The sequence below is a fragment of the Leptospira johnsonii genome (assembly GCF_003112675.1).
GTDB classification, from domain to species: Bacteria; Spirochaetota; Leptospiria; order Leptospirales; family Leptospiraceae; genus Leptospira_B; species Leptospira_B johnsonii.
This window is the reverse complement of record NZ_BFAY01000011.1, coordinates 898,560-915,926: the sequence shown is the minus strand read 5'-3', so window position 1 is coordinate 915,926 and position 17,367 is coordinate 898,560. Positions and strand designations below refer to the sequence as shown.

14 protein-coding genes are annotated in these 17,367 nt (G+C 41.0%); 11 read left to right on the top strand and 3 right to left on the bottom strand.

Annotated elements, in window-relative coordinates:
* Nucleotides 1-173 precede the first annotated feature (173 nt).
* Nucleotides 174-1,157 carry a lysophospholipid acyltransferase family protein gene (locus tag LPTSP_RS13200; protein WP_108929178.1) on the top strand — a complete coding sequence of 328 codons (984 nt, stop codon included), beginning with the start codon at nucleotides 174-176 and terminating at the stop codon, nucleotides 1,155-1,157.
* Here LPTSP_RS13200 and LPTSP_RS13195 read toward each other — a convergent pair whose 3' ends face one another.
* Nucleotides 1,158-3,125 (bottom strand): phosphoethanolamine transferase, encoded by a 1,968-nt coding sequence (locus tag LPTSP_RS13195; protein ID WP_108929177.1) that lies wholly within the window; start codon nucleotides 3,123-3,125, stop codon nucleotides 1,158-1,160.
* A gap of 680 nt (nucleotides 3,126-3,805) precedes the next feature.
* Here LPTSP_RS13195 and LPTSP_RS13190 point away from each other — a divergent pair.
* From LPTSP_RS13190 to LPTSP_RS13165, 6 genes are read left to right on the top strand one after another with little or no spacing between them, the layout of a single operon-like run.
* The gene (locus LPTSP_RS13190; protein WP_108929176.1) at nucleotides 3,806-4,537 is read left to right on the top strand and encodes a phosphoadenylyl-sulfate reductase; all 732 of its coding nucleotides are present in this window, start codon (nucleotides 3,806-3,808) and stop codon (nucleotides 4,535-4,537) included.
* Nucleotides 4,534-5,442: a sulfate adenylyltransferase subunit CysD gene (cysD, locus tag LPTSP_RS13185; protein ID WP_108929175.1), complete on the top strand. Its 909-nt coding sequence runs from the start codon at nucleotides 4,534-4,536 to the stop codon at nucleotides 5,440-5,442. Before LPTSP_RS13190 ends, cysD begins: the two co-directional genes overlap by 4 nt.
* Nucleotides 5,442-6,683: a sulfate adenylyltransferase subunit 1 gene (locus tag LPTSP_RS13180; RefSeq protein WP_108929174.1), complete on the top strand. Its 1,242-nt coding sequence runs from the start codon at nucleotides 5,442-5,444 to the stop codon at nucleotides 6,681-6,683. Before cysD ends, LPTSP_RS13180 begins: the two co-directional genes overlap by 1 nt.
* Before the next feature lie 9 nt (nucleotides 6,684-6,692).
* A complete protein-coding gene (gene cobA, locus LPTSP_RS13175) occupies nucleotides 6,693-7,469 on the top strand; it encodes a uroporphyrinogen-III C-methyltransferase (RefSeq protein WP_108929173.1) in 777 nt (258 codons plus the stop codon).
* On the top strand, nucleotides 7,466-8,062 hold the full coding sequence (locus tag LPTSP_RS13170) for a precorrin-2 dehydrogenase/sirohydrochlorin ferrochelatase family protein (RefSeq protein WP_108929172.1): 597 nt from the start codon (nucleotides 7,466-7,468) through the stop codon (nucleotides 8,060-8,062). Before cobA ends, LPTSP_RS13170 begins: the two co-directional genes overlap by 4 nt.
* A 33-nt stretch (nucleotides 8,063-8,095) precedes the next feature.
* Complete coding sequence (locus tag LPTSP_RS13165) at nucleotides 8,096-9,781, top strand: NADPH-dependent assimilatory sulfite reductase hemoprotein subunit (protein WP_108929171.1); 1,686 nt, start codon at nucleotides 8,096-8,098, stop codon at nucleotides 9,779-9,781.
* A gap of 43 nt (nucleotides 9,782-9,824) precedes the next feature.
* Here LPTSP_RS13165 and LPTSP_RS13160 read toward each other — a convergent pair whose 3' ends face one another.
* Nucleotides 9,825-10,925 carry an SMP-30/gluconolactonase/LRE family protein gene (locus LPTSP_RS13160; RefSeq protein ID WP_108929170.1) on the bottom strand — a complete coding sequence of 367 codons (1,101 nt, stop codon included), beginning with the start codon at nucleotides 10,923-10,925 and terminating at the stop codon, nucleotides 9,825-9,827.
* On the bottom strand, nucleotides 10,925-11,836 hold the full coding sequence (locus LPTSP_RS13155) for a peptidoglycan DD-metalloendopeptidase family protein (protein ID WP_108929169.1): 912 nt from the start codon (nucleotides 11,834-11,836) through the stop codon (nucleotides 10,925-10,927). The genes LPTSP_RS13160 and LPTSP_RS13155 overlap by 1 nt, the downstream gene beginning before the upstream one ends.
* Nucleotides 11,837-11,915: 79 nt before the next feature.
* On the opposite strand from LPTSP_RS13155, the gene LPTSP_RS13150 reads away from it, so the two are divergent.
* From LPTSP_RS13150 to LPTSP_RS13135, 4 genes are all read left to right on the top strand, one after another.
* A complete protein-coding gene (locus LPTSP_RS13150) occupies nucleotides 11,916-12,776 on the top strand; it encodes a CPBP family intramembrane glutamic endopeptidase (RefSeq protein ID WP_108929168.1) in 861 nt (286 codons plus the stop codon).
* Nucleotides 12,776-13,576: a hypothetical protein gene (locus LPTSP_RS13145; protein ID WP_108929167.1), complete on the top strand. Its 801-nt coding sequence runs from the start codon at nucleotides 12,776-12,778 to the stop codon at nucleotides 13,574-13,576. Before LPTSP_RS13150 ends, LPTSP_RS13145 begins: the two co-directional genes overlap by 1 nt.
* A 9-nt stretch (nucleotides 13,577-13,585) precedes the next feature.
* Nucleotides 13,586-15,436 carry a chloride channel protein gene (locus LPTSP_RS13140; protein WP_108929166.1) on the top strand — a complete coding sequence of 617 codons (1,851 nt, stop codon included), beginning with the start codon at nucleotides 13,586-13,588 and terminating at the stop codon, nucleotides 15,434-15,436.
* Between the two features lie 271 nt (nucleotides 15,437-15,707).
* Nucleotides 15,708-17,273, top strand: coding sequence for an OmpP1/FadL family transporter (locus tag LPTSP_RS13135; RefSeq protein ID WP_108929165.1), 1,566 nt, complete (start codon nucleotides 15,708-15,710; stop codon nucleotides 17,271-17,273).
* Nucleotides 17,274-17,367: the final 94 nt, after the last annotated feature.

The window sequence follows — 17,367 nt, the reverse complement described above, 5'->3', positions numbered from 1 at the left end:
TCCTTTTTATTCTGTCGGAAAAAGTCCTGAGAAATTAGACCCGACCATGGTTTCTTTTTCTTTTTAAGTATTCAATCGATTCGTTTTTTTTCTTTTTAGATTCAGAGAAGATCCTAAAATTTGGACTAGGTCGAGAGATCTTCGGAACTGTTTTTATACACTGGATTATAGTAATGGCGAATCCTAAACCTAGAAGCGAGAGACAAAAAGTCAAAAAATTCCTGCAGTACCTTTTCGCGAGAATATTGGTGGGCACTCTGTCTATTTTCCCTTATATTCTTAGGGGAAAGATCCTATTCTATATCATTCGATTCCTGGCCAAAACGACAGGCGCGACTAGAAAAAGGATCGAAAGACATATACGGACAACATTTCCTCAAAAGTCGGAATCTGAGATACAAGAGTACATCCTTCATAATCTTAGAAATCTTTCCCATATGGCAAATGAGTTCTGTGAAGAACCTAGAATGAACAGAAAATTCATAGATAAATGGGTGACCTTCTTACCGAATAAAGAAACTCATACTCGCCTTTTTGAGAAAGGTGGGATCTTGGTTTTAGGTCATTTAGGAAATTGGGAAACGATGGGTGTTGCCATTTGTTATACCGCTCCTAAAAACGATCTATATGTATTTGCAAAAAGGCAAAGTAATCCCTGGTCCAACGCTTGGATTGAAAAGAACAGAGCTTCTCAACGGATCAAGTTGGTCTATACGGACGAAAGTCCTAGAAAGGCCTTAACTCTGCTCAAGCAGGGAAAATTAGTCGCATTTATTTCGGACCAGGACGCAGGTAAGACGGGGTCCTTCTTTCCATTTTTAGGGAACTTGGCCTCTACATTCTTAGGACCCGCAACATTCTCCAGAATGACCGATGTGCCGATCTTATTCTGCAGTAGCTGGTACGATCAAACAGGAAAATTATATTTTTATGTAGAAGAATTCGAAAGACCGGATCTGGACCCTAGAAAGGACCCGGAACTATGGGAGAGAGAATTCACTCATAAATGGGTAAAACGTTTGGAAGAAGAAGTCTATAAACATCCAGGAGATTATTTCTGGTTACATAGACGTTGGCATACTAAACCGGAAAACAAAGAAGAACTAGATAAGTTCTGGAAAGAATTTAAACCCTCTTCTGAAAGATCTAGAGTTTGATCAGAACGTTGCAGGCTTAGAGGAATTTCTTTTTAGTTCCGCAGTTTCCAGATCTTCTTCCGAAGTCTGGTATTGTAAACCTTGGGACGAGAATAATTCCACACAAACTCCGCAGTCTTTTACTACTTCTCTAAAGTGGATCTTATTCTCTTCACTTGCTTCCGCCCAAAGATCTTTTAACTCTTTCGGATCTTTAGAAAGATCGAATAGACGTTCTTTGGAAGGATTAGAGTTCATATTCATTATATAATGGTAATTTCCCTTGATATAACTGATCCCAACTTTATACAAAGAGATCTCGTTATTATTGGTGATGATGATCCTACGGTCTCCATAAATATCTCTGAGCAAGGATTTGCCTTCCAGATTTGCAGAATACTTTTTGATCGTAGGACTATTTTCCACATTTAAAATATCTAGGAAGGTCGGGATCAGATCCGTATTTGCTACCGGTTTTTCAGTGTTTCTTCTGATCGCTTGTAGGTTAACGGATTCTTTTAGAGAATTCGGGATATAGACCAACATAGGGATGGCAACAGTCTCTACATAGTTGCTATCTATATGTCCTAGGTAATCATGCTCGAAAAGAGACTCTCCATGATCCGATGTGAAGATCACTACAGTATTTTCTAAGAAACCTTCTTTTTGCAGATAAGCGTATACATCTTCCAGAAGGCTGTCCATGTGTCGGACAGAGTTATCGTACTGGTCAGGCACCGAATCCACAGCGAAAAATTTTGATTCTTCCGGCACAATGTATGGAAAGTGATTCGTGTTGAAGTGCAAAACTCCAGCGAATCTTTTGCCTGAGGTTTTAAATCCGGAAAGATGTCTTTTGAATTCTTTTACTGTTTCTCTATCGTCGATCCCGATATCGTTGAATACTTTTAAACCGCTTCTTTCTTTATCCCAAAGGAAATCGATCCCTGAGTTTTTGAAAAATCCTTCGAAGTTGTTCCACTGCAGATTATGGCTAGTGATATAGAAAGTAGAGAGCCCCGCGGATTTTCCATACTCCCAGAACAATGGATACGTATGTGTCATCGGAACTGGTTGAGAAGGAGAAACCCCGGTCAATATACTTGGAAAAGATAGAAGAGTAGAACTGGAATTTGAATAAGCCTTTTTGAATAAGAAGTATTGGCTTCGGTCCGCTGTTTGTGCGAATTTAGACATGAAAGGAGTAGTGTTCCTTTCGTAACCATATACTCCCAAACTTCCCTTTCTCAAACTTTCTGTTACTACGAATAGAACATTGAACCCTGGATTGGAAGCGATCTGAGGAAGTCTAGGCTTGTTCCTGGATTGCAAGCCTGCGGATCCTAAACTATCTCCCGTTAGGTGATTGTATAAGTTCCTCCAAACGAACGCGAGCGTATTCGTATCTGAAACATATACTTGGTCGTTAAATCTGGTATTATTATGTAAGAAGCCGCTGATCGCTAAAAATACGATCACTACTCCGATCCGTACCGGAGTTTGGAATCTGTATTTTAAAGGTTCCTTGGTCGCAGTGAACCAAAGAGAAGCACCTAAAACAGTAAAGGCGAGAAGCCCGAAAACCAAAGCGGATTTGGTAAACCCTCCTTCTACGATTGTCCAACTGTTTAAAGGTTCGTGGAATATGAAAGAGAACACAAAGAAATTAGGCATAATGCCGGTATACGCATAGTATCCGTAAGAACCTAATAATGTTCCGGTATAAAAAGACAAGATCAGAAAGAATACGATGTAGTATGCTATCTTGGATTTTTGTTGGTATAAAATTCTGAGGAGAATGATCGCCGCAGAATATAAAATTACGGAATAGATAAATGAGAGAGAATAAAACGCCCACTGCAAGGGTTTGAATGTTGGTAATATCTCGTCTCTGATAATGATGTCTGAAATTAGTATTACTGAAGGAAGAACCCAGACTGAATAACGGGAGAACATCTCTAGTATATTTTTTTTATTTATAGTTCCCATCTTTATCCAAAATTCCTAAGGATATGTAATTCGTCAATTACACCAAATACATTATACCTTCTCACACTAAAAAGAAAGTTATAAAAAATGAATATTAGACCGATGTTCAGTTATGATAAAGATCGATTTCAATTCATTCTTCTGGATTTTAAATAGAACGAATCCAATAAAAAAATTAAGATTCGTTCTCAATCGAATACGAGGAGTTAGACGTGCTTGGTAGATGGATAGTTATGTTTTTTGAAAGAGTGTACAATGGATGATCAGAAGTTTTAAAAATCCTAAAATGAATTTTTGAACCGGGTCTTATATAGATCTTATGAGTTGAAGTGAAGAAGGTTTCGATCAACCTTTGCTTCTATCTGTTATAAATTATTTCATCCTACAGTCTGAGTATAATCCGATCTATTACACGTGCTCATTATTTCCGTGACATAACCGAATATCTCATTTTCTAGAATTCTAAATAGGCAGTAAATTCGGCAGAGATTTAATATTCTCGAAGCAAATCGGAGATTTTCTGATTTCTGCAAAAATTCTCTATTCTGTACCGACTCTGGTGGGAACCTTGTAATATAGCATCAACTATACTTTACAAATAGTCCAATATATAAAACTTTGGTACATTATATTGGTCACCCTAAATTTGGACACGTCCAATATAAAAAGGTTCAATTTCGATGAGTCCGTCCGATCTGGAAGCTAAATTAAAAGGTCTGAGCTTAGAAGATTCTTTGGCGAAAATTTCCCAGGATTTTCCGGGACAAGCGGTGTTTTCCACCAGCTTCGGTATGGAAGATCAAGTAATCACTCACGCAATCTATTCTCAAAATTTGGACATTCGTATCTTTACATTGGATACAGGCAGATTGTTCACCGAAACTTACGAACTTCATAAGCGCACGAATGGAATGTATGGTAAGCGTATCCAAACATTCTTCCCGGATGCGCAAGCAGTAGAAGATCTGATCAATGAGAAGGGCCCCGATTCCTTCTATGATTCTATAGAAAATAGAAAAGAATGTTGTCATATTCGCAAAGTTGTCCCTTTGAACAGAGCTTTGAAGGGAGCTAAAATTTGGGTCACCGGAATTCGTAACGATCAATCCGGTTCCAGAGAAAATTTAACCAAAGTGGAGTTGGATGCGGGAAGGGATATTTTGAAATTTCATCCTATTCTGGATTGGTCTTGGGAGAATGTGCAACAGTACGTCCAAGATAAAAATATTCCGTACAATCCTCTCCATGATAAGGGATATCCCAGCATCGGATGTGCTCCTTGTACAAGAGCGATTATGCCAGGCGAAGATTTCAGAGCCGGCCGTTGGTGGTGGGAGAATGAATCCACGAAAGAATGCGGACTGCATTGGGTGGAAGGAAAACTGGTAAGAAAAAAAGGATCAGAAGTATGACGACTAGAACTCGATTGTCGCATCTCCAACAACTAGAAGCGGAATCCATTTATATACTCAGGGAAGTTGCCGCTCAATTCGAGAGACCTGCGCTTTTATTTTCCGGAGGAAAGGATTCCATCACTTTGGTGCATCTTGCACTGAAAGCGTTCCGTCCAGGAAAGTTCCCATTTCCTTTGGTACATATCGATACAGGCCATAACTTTAAAGAAGCATTACAATTTCGTGATGATCTTGCGAACCGTATTGGAGAAAAACTGATCGTTCGATACGTTCAGGATTCCATAGACCAAGGAAAGGCTGTGGAAGAAAAAGGAAAATTCCCGAGCAGGAACGCGATCCAAACGGTAACATTATTGGATACTATCGAAGAATTTAAATTCGATGCTTGTATAGGCGGGGCGAGAAGGGACGAAGAAAAAGCCCGCGCGAAAGAAAGAGTATTCTCAGTTCGCGATGAGTTCGGGAGCTGGGATCCTAAACTGCAAAGACCTGAACTTTGGAATATTTATAACGGAAAGATCCATGTAGGAGAAAACGTAAGAGTTTTCCCTATTAGCAACTGGACTGAGTTGGATGTTTGGGAATATATCAAAGCAGAGAATATTCCACTTCCTTCATTATATTTTTCTCATAAAAGACAAATAGTTTGGAGAGAGAATGTAGTTTTTCCTGTTTCCGAATTCGTGACTCTGGATTCTTCCGACAAGGTGGAAGAAAAAACTGTCCGTTTTAGGACTGTAGGGGATATGACCTGCACCGCAGCGGTAGAATCCGAAGCAAATTCTTTAGATGATATTATTCGTGAGATCCAAACTTCTAGAACAACGGAAAGAGGATCCAGATTGGACGATAAACGTTCCGAAGCTGCGATGGAAGAACGTAAAAGAGGCGGTTACTTCTGATGGACTTATTACGTTTTATTACCGCAGGAAGCGTAGACGACGGAAAATCCACATTGATTGGTCGTCTTTTGTACGATAGCAAATCGGTATTCCAAGACCAGTTGGAAGCGATTGAAAAAACCGGCCAAGTAAACGGGCAGATCAATTTGGCTCTTCTTACTGACGGACTCAAAGCAGAGAGAGAACAAGGGATCACTATCGATGTGGCCTATAAATATTTCTCTACACCCAAAAGAAAGTTCATTATCGCGGATGCTCCGGGGCATATCCAATACACTCGAAATATGGTGACCGGTGCTTCCAACTCCGACCTTGCAATCATTCTGATAGACGCTCGTAAGGGAGTGATCGAACAGACTTACAGACATTCTTATATCGCTTCTTTATTAAAAATCCCTCATGTAGTTATCTGCGTGAACAAAATGGACTTAGTGGATTTTTCCAAAGAACGTTTCGATGAGATCGTAGAAGATTATAAAAATTTCGCCTCCGATCTGGATTTCAAAGGGTTGGAGTTCATACCGATTTCCGCTCTGAACGGGGATAATGTCGTGGACACTTCTCCTAATATGAGTTGGTGGAAAGGCAAAACTCTTCTGGGTTATTTGGAAGATTTGGAAATCGAAGTAGATGAGACCAAACACGAGCCTAGATTTCCTGTTCAGTATGTGATCCGTCCTCAAACGGAAGATCATCACGATTACAGAGGGTATGCAGGTCAGGTCAGAAGCGGCCTTTTCAAAAAGGGAGACGATATTGCAGTTCTTCCAAGCGGGTTACGCTCTAAGATCAAATCTATCTATACGTATGAAAGCGAAGTGGAAGAAGCTTTTGCTCCTATGTCTGTTACCATTCTATTAGAAGACGAAATTGATATTAGTCGTGGAGATATGATCGTAACCGACAAACACCAACCGATCGTTTCTCAAGATATAGAAGCGGAACTTTGTTGGATGGATGCCAAGTCTTTGGTGCCGGGAAATAAATATCTTCTAAGACAAACCACCGGTTCTGTAAAATCCGCTGTTAAAGAAATTTCCTTTAGGATAGATATCCAAACCCACGAAAAATTAGAATCTTCTCAACTTGCTTTGAATGAGATCGGAAGGATCAAGATCAGAACTGCGAAACCGATCGCATTCGATAGTTATTTCGAAAATCGTGGAACCGGAAGTTTCGTTTTGGTGGATGAAGGTACGAACAATACCGTCGGCGCCGGGATGATCGTAGGAGCCTACTGATCTAATTTAATGAATACCGAAGTGGGAAAAGTATATTTGGTGGGCGCGGGTCCCGGAAATCCGGAACTTATGACCTTGAAAGCCCTGAGAATATTAGAAAAAGCGGAAGTAATTCTGTACGACGCTTTATTGGACTCTTCCTTTTTGGAATATTTTCCTTCTTCTTCCATCGTTCATTATGTAGGTAAAAGGGCAGGGCAACATTCTGCTACTCAAGAAGAGATCCAAGAGCTGATCGTTCGATATTCTCTCCAAGGTAAAACCGTAGTACGTTTGAAAGGAGGAGATCCTTTCGTATTCGGCAGAGGCGGGGAAGAACTACTCACATTAAGAAAACATAAAATTCCGTACGAAATTATTCCTGGCGTAAGTGCATTAAGCGCCGGATCATCGGGAGCAGGTTTTCCTTTAACGCATAGAGGATTGTCCAGACAAGTTTTGATCATGGACGGTCATACTGTTCTGCAGGAAGATACTAATTGGAAATGGTTCGCAGAGTTCAGGGGAACGATCGCTCTATTTATGGGAACTTCTTCCATTGTACAGATCTCTAAAAATTTGATCGATAACGGGGCTTCTTCTCTCCTTCCAGTAGCTTTGGTGGAAAACGCGAGTTTAAAAAACCAGAAGACAACTGTGACCAATTTGGGTAAAATTATAGAAGAAGGTTTATCCAAACAAAGTTCCGGACCGGGAATTATTTATATAGGTCCTGTTGTACACCTGATCGGAGAAAATCCAGAACTTTCTTTTCCTGGATACACTTCCCAAGGAGAAGAAGTATGAACCAACTTCTTCCTGTTTTTATAAAATTAGAAAATAAAAAAGTGCTAGTAGTGGGCGGAGGAAATGTCGCTCTCGAAAAACTACAACACCTGAAAGATACAGGCTGTGCGCTTACAGTTATCTCGAAAGAATTCAAATCGGAAACTGTTGGTTTGCTTTCTTCCATAAAAGATGCGAAGATGGAAACAAGGGAAGTTCAGGTTTCCGATCTGGACGGATTCGATCTGGTATATTCCGCTACAAACGATAGACAGACAAATCGTGACTTAGTGGAGTACGCCAAACAAAAAAAGATCTGGATCAATTGTGCAGACGATCCTTCTCTTTGTGATTTTTATTCTTCCGCATATTTTGATAGGGGACCTGTCCGTGTGGCTGTTTCCACTCAAGGAGGGTTCGCGGGACTTGCCGGGACCATCCGCACCATTCTTGAAGAGATCCTGCCAAAGGACCACGACCAAGAATTGGAAAATTTATTAGAAATCCGTAATTTGAGCAAACGTAAACTAGGTGATCCGGAAGAAAGAAAAACAGCTCTCAAATTTTTGCTGAGCGAGTTTAAACAAAAATACTTATCAACGGATACGAAATAATAGGAAGCTAATCCAAAAGGACGAATACGATCGATGTCAGAACAAAAAGAACTTAGCGAAGTCGAACATATTAAAACAGCCTCTAGGGGACTAAGAGGAAAGATCGGTACTGCTATCGAAACTGGTGCAGACGGATTCGAGGAAGACGACAAACAATTGATCAAATTCCACGGAATGTACCAGCAAAAGGACAGAGACCGTAGAAAGGACGATGCTGGAGAATTTATAGAGAACCCAACTTCGTTTATGATCCGAGGAAGGATCCCAGGCGGAAGACTTACTTCGGACCAATACATGGTATGGGACGATCTGGCTGATAAATTCGGTGGCGGTGCGTTACGTTTAACTACTAGACAGTCTATCCAAATGCATACGATCCTTCTTAAGGATCTGAAGCCGATCATGCAAGCAGTCCATAAGGTGAATCTTTCCACTATGGGAGCATGCGGTGACGTTGTGCGTAACGTAACTCAGGCTTTAAATCCTTGGGGAAACAAAGAGCTTGGCCAATTGGATCCGATCGCTCAATTATTATCCGATCATTTTAAATATAAGAGTAATGCCTACGCCGAACTATGGTTAGGCGAGAGCCAGATCAATAAAGAAGATGAGCCTGATCCGATCTATGGAACCACTTATCTTCCTAGAAAGTTCAAGATAGCGGTTACTCTTGCAGGTAATAACTCTGTCGATATTTACACCAACGATATGGGATTTGCAGCCACATTAGATGCGAACGGTAAGATTGACGGTTATTTCGCTTTTGCAGGCGGCGGACTAGGAATGACTCACAATAAGGCGGAGACTTATCCTAGAGCTGCGGACTTACTCGGCTGGATCCCTGAAAAAGATCTGATCTCCGTTGCGGAAGGTATAGTAACTTCTCATAGAGATTTCGGAGATCGTACGAACCGTAAACATGCTCGTCTGAAATATGTTTTAGCGGAGAAGGGTGTGGAATGGTTCCGCTCCGAAGTGGAACGCAGATCCGGTGCAAAATTCGATATCGATCGTAAACTTCCTAAATGGGAAACTCCTAATTATCTGGGCTGGACAGAAAGAACGGATGGAACTCTTGCATTAGGATTCCATACTCTTTCCGGAAGGATCAAAGACTTTCCTGAAAAACCTTTAAAGACCGCTTTGAAAGATATCATTTCCACTTTCAAACTGAGCGTGCAGGTAACTGCTGATCAGGATTTGGTTTTGATGGGAATCAAAAAAGAAGATAAGGAAAAATTAGAATCTAAATTAAAAGAATATAATATTAATCCTGCTTCTCCTAAACCTCTGTATGATCGCGCACTTGCTTGTCCTGCGCTTCCTACTTGCGGTTTGGCATTGACCGAATCCGAAAGGACTTTTCCTCAATTATTGGAATCCATCCAAAAAGTGATCGATAAACTGGATCTGAACGATAGAGCTCCTATCGTGAGAATGACAGGTTGTCCTAACGGATGTGCACGACCTTACTCTGCGGAAATAGGGATCGTTGGTCAACAAGCCGGAGGAAAATATTCATTATTCTTCGGAGGAAATCCTGAAGGAACCAAAGTCGGCGATTATGTTGCTAAGAAGGTTCCATTCGCAGACATTCCTGTACAACTGGAGAAAGCATTCGAGGTTTGGAAAAAAGAAGGGAACCCGAACGAGAGATTCGGAGACTTTGCCGCTCGATATTCCTTGGATAAGTTCAGGGACTTACTGGGGGCGATGTAATTCTTGCCTTTCCTAAAGCGCTCCAATCGGGGCGCTTTTTTGTTTAAAAAAACATTTCCAGAGTTTCAAACTTCCATTTCCAAACTTTTTGAGAAGAAAATCCCGCAAGTAAAACCCCGGATCCGTACTGCAATGCAGAAGTAATGGACCCCAATTTATCCGAAGTATTATCCATCAAAGAGAGACTAATGTCTCCTTCTTCATCCATAGAAAGAATATAAGCGAGTTCTCCTTCTAACGGTTTAAAGAAGAATGGAAGAGAAGCGATGATCTTTTTTAAGATCGGAAAATTTTGTATCTTATCGATTGCGATATGTCTGGGAGAAGATAAGGCGATCCAAAAATTCTTCTGAGAATCGGAGCTGATGAGAGCTGGACTTCCAGGAAGATGTGTGATAAAAAACTGATCCTTTCCTGCCTTCTTCCCTTTTAACCAAAAGCGAGAAACACGATGTCTATACTTTTCTCCAAAGACTAAAAAATCCTCGGAAGAAGATAAACTGATCCCGGTAGGATGATATAGGTCTTCTAAAACAGTTTTTACTTCTTGGGTTCTGGGATTATAAGAAAGAATTCTGCCGTTAGGTCTTGATTCCAATTCTTCCAAATACGAATCTTCGTAAGAAAACTTTCTGCTAACTTCGGTAAAATAGACAGTTCCATCGGAGCCGATATCCAAACCGTAAAGATTGGTCAATGGATTTCCTTCCGAATCTTCTCTTAGGAGTACGTTCTCATTTCCTTTTGAATCGTAAAATGCGAGACCTAATCCGGAAACGCAGACAACTAGATTTTCTTTTCCATCGAATGTTATCCCTAATGCTCTTCCGGAAGTTTTTGCAAATAATTCAGTTTGTCCGTCGGTTTTGATCTTGTAGATATTTCCGTCGGAGGAGCCTGTATAAATTGCTCCTTTAGAATCTACCGCAAGACCGAAAGGTTTTTCGATGGGAGATTTTTCGTTTATTACATTAGATATGAATAATATATCTCTTTCTTCTTGGCGGATGATATCGTCCGGTTCGTAATCGATAGGATCGGTTTTGGACCAACCAATTAAAATAAAGATCCCAAAGATTAAGAATATAAAAGCAGAAGGAATAAGTACCCTAACTGCCGGATTAGAAAGAGATCGATGTAACATTAGACATGACCCTTAAATATGGGCCTTTGTCTCAAACTATTTCTCAACACTTCAAAATGTAAATGAAATCCAGTGGCTCTTCCAGTCATTCCGACTTCTCCGATCAATTGTCCTTTCTTGACCCTTGTGCCTGGAGAGACCAACAATTTACTTAAATGTCCATACTTGGTTTCGTAACCCAATCCATGTTTTAAAACGATCAGGCTTCCGTAACCTCCTCTTACTCCGGAAAAGGAAACTTCTCCGTCTGCAGACGCATAGACTGGTGTTCCTTCTTCTGCTGCGAGGTCGATCCCGCCATGAAAAGTATCCTTTTTTGTGAAAGGGTCCTTTCTTCTTCCGAATTTCGAACTGACTCTTCCTTCTTCCGCTAATGGATCGGAGAATACCAATCCGTAAAAAAAGTTTTTCTCTTCTTTAGGTAATCCTCTGCCTGGAACGAACCAGGATTTTCTGAGGTCATCATAGTATAAGAACTTAGGAGCGATACGAAAACGGGCTGCGACTTTTTTGCGTCCGGATTCGTCAGGAGAATGTTCTTCCGAGTCGTAAACACCTCTCATATTCGGGATCAAAAGTTCCATCCCAGGATAAATGTCTTGGGGAGAAGCTAATTCGTTTACGGAGGAAAGAGTGTCCAGGTCCATTCCTGTCCTAGCCATGATCTTGAAAAAAGTATCCTTGGGTCCTACTTTGTAGACTAGGAATCTGAGATGGACCAGAACTTTTTGGTCCAAGTTGGACACAGAAATTTGAAGGTTATATTTTATCTCTTCTCTGACTCGGATAATTTTTGAATCCGAATATTCCAAACTTTTTAAAGGAAGGCGATCGTAAACCGCTTGGACCTCGTTTAGTGAGATTAGTATGAGTGCGGATAACAGAATGAGATGTCTTTTGAAGGAAGGCATATCTTTTCTCTAGTCGGCAGATTATAAAAAAACAATGACGCAAAAAATCCCCCATAAATGATTGGAAGGGCCCTTTGGAATGGATTTAGAAAAGGAAGATCAAAAACTTACACCCGGCAGAGACGTTCTGCTCATGGGGCTGATCCAGGTTTTCGTACTGTTCATCGGTATGTATTCCTATATGAAGGTCACCCGATTCCAAGTGGAAAGCACCTTATCTCTAAAAGCTTCTAAACAAAACTTCGTTAAAGCAAAAGAAGTCGTAAACACAGTACCTTCCGAAGTGGCTTGGAACGAGCCTGCCTCTGCCGAAAAAGCAGTTAGAGAATACACCGAATTCGTAGTTACTAAGCGTCCATGGTTATTGTCCTTGGATAGGATCATCTGGGGATTATGCTTTTTGGTACCTTCTTACTTTTTTATCCGAAAGATCGCTCGGATCGAGACTGCGGAGTTTACCGACTCTGCGAACGGTAGAGATATACTGGCAGGAGTGGCGACAGGATTTGCTACATTCTGTTTTGTGAATGTAGCTAGTAGTCTGATCTTTTTTATCATAGGCAAACCCCAATCCAATTATCTGGAAATCATACTCACTAAGAATCTTTTCTTAAATTGGAAATTGTTAGGATGGACCTTACTTGCCATCGCATTCGGAGCCGGGATTTTCGAAGAATTTTTCTTCAGAGGATTTTTACTGAAGTACTTTGAGGAAAAAAATCTAGGATCTATCGGACTTTTTATCACCTCGGTTATTTTCGGAGTGGTTCATTTTAACGGGGGATCTTATGTGGCTCCGATCCTTCTTATCTTTGTGGGGCTTTCGTTCGGAATTTCTTATTTAAAAACCGGTAATATATGGGTGCCTGTGACTGCACATATCACTTATAATGCATCCATGCTTTTGGCCGGATTTCTGCTTGGGGATCGGATCTCTTAATGAACGTGCAAAAAAGTTTTCAACGTAAAATCCTAAAGACTATAGTCGTATTTTTCTTTTTATCCACCTTCTCCTCTATTTACGGAGGAGAAGTTTTTGAATTAGAAGGTGATCCCGGAGAGAACGATATCAGACTCCTTTCCGCATTGAATCGATTAACTTACGATAGGGTATTATCCGACCAAAACACGAAAGGTTTTGCGTTCAGATACGTCTCTAAATGGTATTCTCCCTTACGATTAGATGTGCTCGTTTTAGGTCTTGCAAAAAGAGATAAGATGAGTTTGATCCGTATCGAGTCCTCAAAAAAAGGATCCGAAAAAGTTTTTAGGAACTTTCTACAAGAAGAACTCACCAAGAAAGAATTAACCGGTGGACTCGGAATTTATAACTCTTCGGATGTTTCGGAAAGCGCAAAATTCGAACCTTATCGTAAGAATTATTTTTGGAGTGAGTCCTTGGCATTGGTCCAACCTGCCGCTTCGGTTTTTTATAACTCTTACAAATCTCCAGTCTATGGGGGCTCGGATAGACTCAAAGGAATGTTCGGTTATATCATGGCCGACCTTTTACTCGCAGGGATAGGTTACTATTACGCCACAACTACGATGGAAAAGAACAGCGCTCTCGAGGCTTATTTCTTAAAACCTACTCCTTCCGGAAATGTTTTGGATTCTCCTGGAGCGCCTGTATTTATCGGTTTGCTGATTCTTCCTAGATTGTATAGAATGATCGGCGGTTGGCAGGATACCTATACTCATAATCGGATCATGGAGATTTCGGTTTCCAAATCGTTTTAAGGATCCTTTATGTTCGGAAAAATCCTCCAAGAATTCCGACAAAGACCGTTTTCATCCTATTTCACGATTAAAGGAAGAAGGTCCTTATATCTATATTGTGTTCTGACTGGGATTGTCTCCGGTTTAGGAGCTCTTCTCTTTTCCCGAGCACTTGCCTGGGCAGAATACATTTCCTTAGAATCAATATCAGGTTTACATAATACACATTCCGGTGGAGAATATTACGTTTCTCTAGGGCCGATCACCTCTATATATTTAGGAAGATGGATGCTTCTGGTGCTTCCTATTCTTGGAGGATTGATTTCTGGTTGGATTATCTGGAAATTCTCTCCCGATTCTGCAGGCACAGGAACCGATTCATTAATAGATTCTTTTCATAATAAAGAAGGTAAGGTAGATCCGAAAGTTCCGCTGATCAAGTCGATTGCAACTATCTTCACATTGTCTTCCGGCGGAAGTGGAGGAAAGGAAGGTCCTATTTCTTTGATCGGTGCAGGGTTCGGTTCCTTGGTCGCAAATTTAACTAAGGCGGGCGCAAGAGCAAGACGCACTTTATTATTAGCTGGAACTGCAGGAGGCTTAGGTGCTATTTTTCATGCTCCTTTAGGAGGAGCATTAACCTCCGTAGAGATGATGTACAGAGAAGATATAGAAAGTGATACATTGGTGCCTTGTATCATTTCTTCAGTCACTGCATTCTTAACATATTCTTCCTTTAATGGATTCGGTTCAGTATATAAGGTTCCTGAAATCGGATTTATAGAGTATAAAGAACTCATCTTTTATCTGTTTTTAGGGATCTTATGTTATTTGAACGGAGCCTTTCTTATCAAGGTATTTCAATTCATACAAGAATGCTCCAAATCCTTGAAACTTCCACAATGGATCAAACCTGCATTAGGCGGAATTCCTGTAGGGATCATCGGTTATTTTTTACCCGAAGTACTCGGAACCGGAGCCGGTGCTTTACAAGATGTATTAGAAGGCAGCTTTCAATTTCCAAATTACAGTCCTTATCTAGATCAGGATCTGCAGATCATATTTTTCTTCTTACTTCTCGCGTTCTTAAAAATTATCACAACTTCATTTACGATCGGAAGTGGAGGGTCCGCGGGAATGTTCGGACCTTCCTTATTCATCGGAGGAATGTTGGGAGGAGCGCTTGGCACATTTGCAAAATTGGTCTTGGGTTACCATGTGTCCGTTGCATCTTTCGTGCTTGTTGGAATGGGAGCCTTTTACGCAGGGATCGCGAGCGCACCGATTGCAGGAATGGTGATGATCTGCGAGATCATAGGAAGTTATTCACTTCTTCCTCCTTTGATGATTGTTTCCATCATCACTTTCGTTCTTTCTCATAAATTGAATTTATACAAAAGCCAAAAGAACACTCGCTTCGAATCTCCCGCTCACGACTGGGACATGAACAGAGACTTGTTGGAAGGAATACGGATAGAAGATATCCGGAACAAACTCAGAAATATTGCCGAGGTCAAAACTTCTGTACTGCTTTCTCAGCTGGAAGAAGAAGCCTTGAAGATCAATGCCAGCGACTATATCGTCTTGGAGGAGAATGGAAACTATTTCGGAATGATTTCCCTACGTACAAGTCGCTTATTTTTAGAAGGAAGGGACCTCACCCAGAACCTGATTCTTGTGAAAGATGTAACTGATACGTCCATTCTTCCGATTTCCGCTCGGACAAACCTGGCAACCGCTTTCAAAACTCTCTTGGATATGGGGATGGACAAGATTCCTGTGGAAGAGAATGGAAAATATTTGGGATATTTACGTTATGCTGACATCATTTCCATATATTTTGAAAAGACTCGTTCTGCTAAGCCGGTTTCAAGCTCCTAAGCTCAGTTTTTAGCCCTTTTCCAAAACCTAAAAATATATGTAGCGTTCATTCTTTTACAATAATGAATACTTATCTTCTGATTTTGGATATTTTTGCTGCTTTATGGGCAAAAACGCCTAAAGGCTCTTTTTTTGATTTTAGTGGACAATTTTAAGCTTTCCGCTAAGATACGGAAAATTTTTAAAAAATAACTGATGTGTAATAAAGAGATCAGCCAATTCTAGATGGGTTAGAGTAAGTTATGGAATTGGTTCAAAGCAGGAAGGGACAATGCGAAACAGAGTTTCTAGTCAAAAAATTATCTCCGGGTCGAGGATTATCCTCGCAGTTTTGGGGATATTAGGGGTCGGCACATCCGAGCTGACCGCCGGTAGTTACGGGGATATTTATGGCGCCCATGCGGGTGCAGCCGGAATGGCGGGCGCAGTTACTGCTACGGTTAACAACTCATCTGCAGTTTTCTATAACGTTGCCGGATTGGGAAGATTGAACGAAGCTGATTTGTTCATCGCTCAATGGGAACAAAAGGAAAAAGAGAAAGAAGCGGCGGCTGGCGGAGAAGGGGCTAAGGATGCGAATGGGAATCCTATTCCTCAGGAAGGTCCTTTGCTAAATACCGAACCTCAAGTTGAGGACGGAGGAGCTCCCGCTAAGTGGTATAAGAAAGCTTGGTTTAATTTCAGAGATGGCTTTGCGAATATGGGAAAGGGGATGTTTACGTACCAACCTCTTCTCCGACCGAACCGTCCTTATCATGAAGTGTCCTTCTTAGGAACTTACGCGAACCCTACTTTAAAGAACAACGCTCCTAAGAACGAGAACACTAAGAACCCTGACGACAGTTATGTTGGTTTGGGTTTTACGATGAACCTGAACGAAATTTTCGATATTGGTAGAACCATCCGTTTCGGATTGAATGCTATTGTTCCTGCTTCCGGAAACCTGATGGTAGTAAACGATCAGAACCCTACCGTTCCTAGATACCTACAATCAGGAAAAAGTAATGAACGTCCTACTATCATGGCCGGGGTCGGTGTGGAACTTTGGAAGGACCGTTTGTTTGCAGGGGTTGGTATCACCGCTCTTGCCGGAGGTTCCGGTGCGATCTTATTAAAAGACGTTCCGATCTCTCCAGATCCAGTACAAGCAAACTCGCAAGTAGTTCTAACTTTAAAACCGATCATCAACCCAACTTACGGACTCCAGTTCACTTACGGAAAATGGAGCGCAGGGGTTTCGTATAAGAGAGAAACTTATCTGTCTGCGGACCCGATTCCTGCTCGTGCCCAGACTACTCTTTTAGGGATCCAATTGGACTTCGATCTGGCGTTGTTGGATCAGTACAACCCGAGAGTTTGGTCTTATGGTATAGGATTCAGACCTACCGAAAAACTTTTATTAAACTTGGATGTAAACAGAGAGATCTGGAGTTTGTATAAACTTTCTAGAATTAAGGAAAAATATTCCGAGCCACTGAATTTCAATGATACCACAAATGTTCGTATGGGAGCAGAGTATGCTTTCCGTCCTTTCTTGAAGTTTAGAGGAGGTATCGGAAAAAGACCTTCCCCTGTTCCTCATTATTCGGGAGAAAATAACTGGATGGATAACGATCGTATGATCTATTCTATCGGGGTATCCTATATCTTTAACGGAAGGAATTTTGCATTCTTGAAAGACAGACTGAAAAACCCTGTGATATTCGATTTGGCCATTACGAATCAACAGTTGAAGAGTGTGGAGATCAATAAAACTTTCCCTTCAGAAAGGAATCCAAGTTATAATTACGGCGGATATATCTGGTCTATGACCTTCTCCGTAAGCTTATTCTTCTGATCTTTTTTCCCTTTCCTGGGAAAATGAAATAACATTTGTTATCTAATAGCTCCATCTGAGGCGGAATTCGAAAACCGCCTCGGTTCTTTTTCTT

What these genes read in the sequence shown, in the direction of transcription:
- LPTSP_RS13200 (WP_108929178.1), top strand. Translation starts at nt 174, where the DNA reads ATGGCGAATCCTAAACCTAGAAGCGAGAGACAAAAAGTCAAAAAATTC.
- LPTSP_RS13195 (WP_108929177.1), bottom strand. Translation starts at nt 3,125, where the DNA reads ATGGGAACTATAAATAAAAAAAATATACTAGAGATGTTCTCCCGTTAT.
- LPTSP_RS13190 (WP_108929176.1), top strand. Translation starts at nt 3,806, where the DNA reads ATGAGTCCGTCCGATCTGGAAGCTAAATTAAAAGGTCTGAGCTTAGAA.
- cysD (WP_108929175.1), top strand. Translation starts at nt 4,534, where the DNA reads ATGACGACTAGAACTCGATTGTCGCATCTCCAACAACTAGAAGCGGAA.
- LPTSP_RS13180 (WP_108929174.1), top strand. Translation starts at nt 5,442, where the DNA reads ATGGACTTATTACGTTTTATTACCGCAGGAAGCGTAGACGACGGAAAA.
- cobA (WP_108929173.1), top strand. Translation starts at nt 6,693, where the DNA reads ATGAATACCGAAGTGGGAAAAGTATATTTGGTGGGCGCGGGTCCCGGA.
- LPTSP_RS13170 (WP_108929172.1), top strand. Translation starts at nt 7,466, where the DNA reads ATGAACCAACTTCTTCCTGTTTTTATAAAATTAGAAAATAAAAAAGTG.
- LPTSP_RS13165 (WP_108929171.1), top strand. Translation starts at nt 8,096, where the DNA reads ATGTCAGAACAAAAAGAACTTAGCGAAGTCGAACATATTAAAACAGCC.
- LPTSP_RS13160 (WP_108929170.1), bottom strand. Translation starts at nt 10,925, where the DNA reads ATGTTACATCGATCTCTTTCTAATCCGGCAGTTAGGGTACTTATTCCT.
- LPTSP_RS13155 (WP_108929169.1), bottom strand. Translation starts at nt 11,836, where the DNA reads ATGCCTTCCTTCAAAAGACATCTCATTCTGTTATCCGCACTCATACTA.
- LPTSP_RS13150 (WP_108929168.1), top strand. Translation starts at nt 11,916, where the DNA reads ATGGATTTAGAAAAGGAAGATCAAAAACTTACACCCGGCAGAGACGTT.
- LPTSP_RS13145 (WP_108929167.1), top strand. Translation starts at nt 12,776, where the DNA reads ATGAACGTGCAAAAAAGTTTTCAACGTAAAATCCTAAAGACTATAGTC.
- LPTSP_RS13140 (WP_108929166.1), top strand. Translation starts at nt 13,586, where the DNA reads ATGTTCGGAAAAATCCTCCAAGAATTCCGACAAAGACCGTTTTCATCC.
- LPTSP_RS13135 (WP_108929165.1), top strand. Translation starts at nt 15,708, where the DNA reads ATGCGAAACAGAGTTTCTAGTCAAAAAATTATCTCCGGGTCGAGGATT.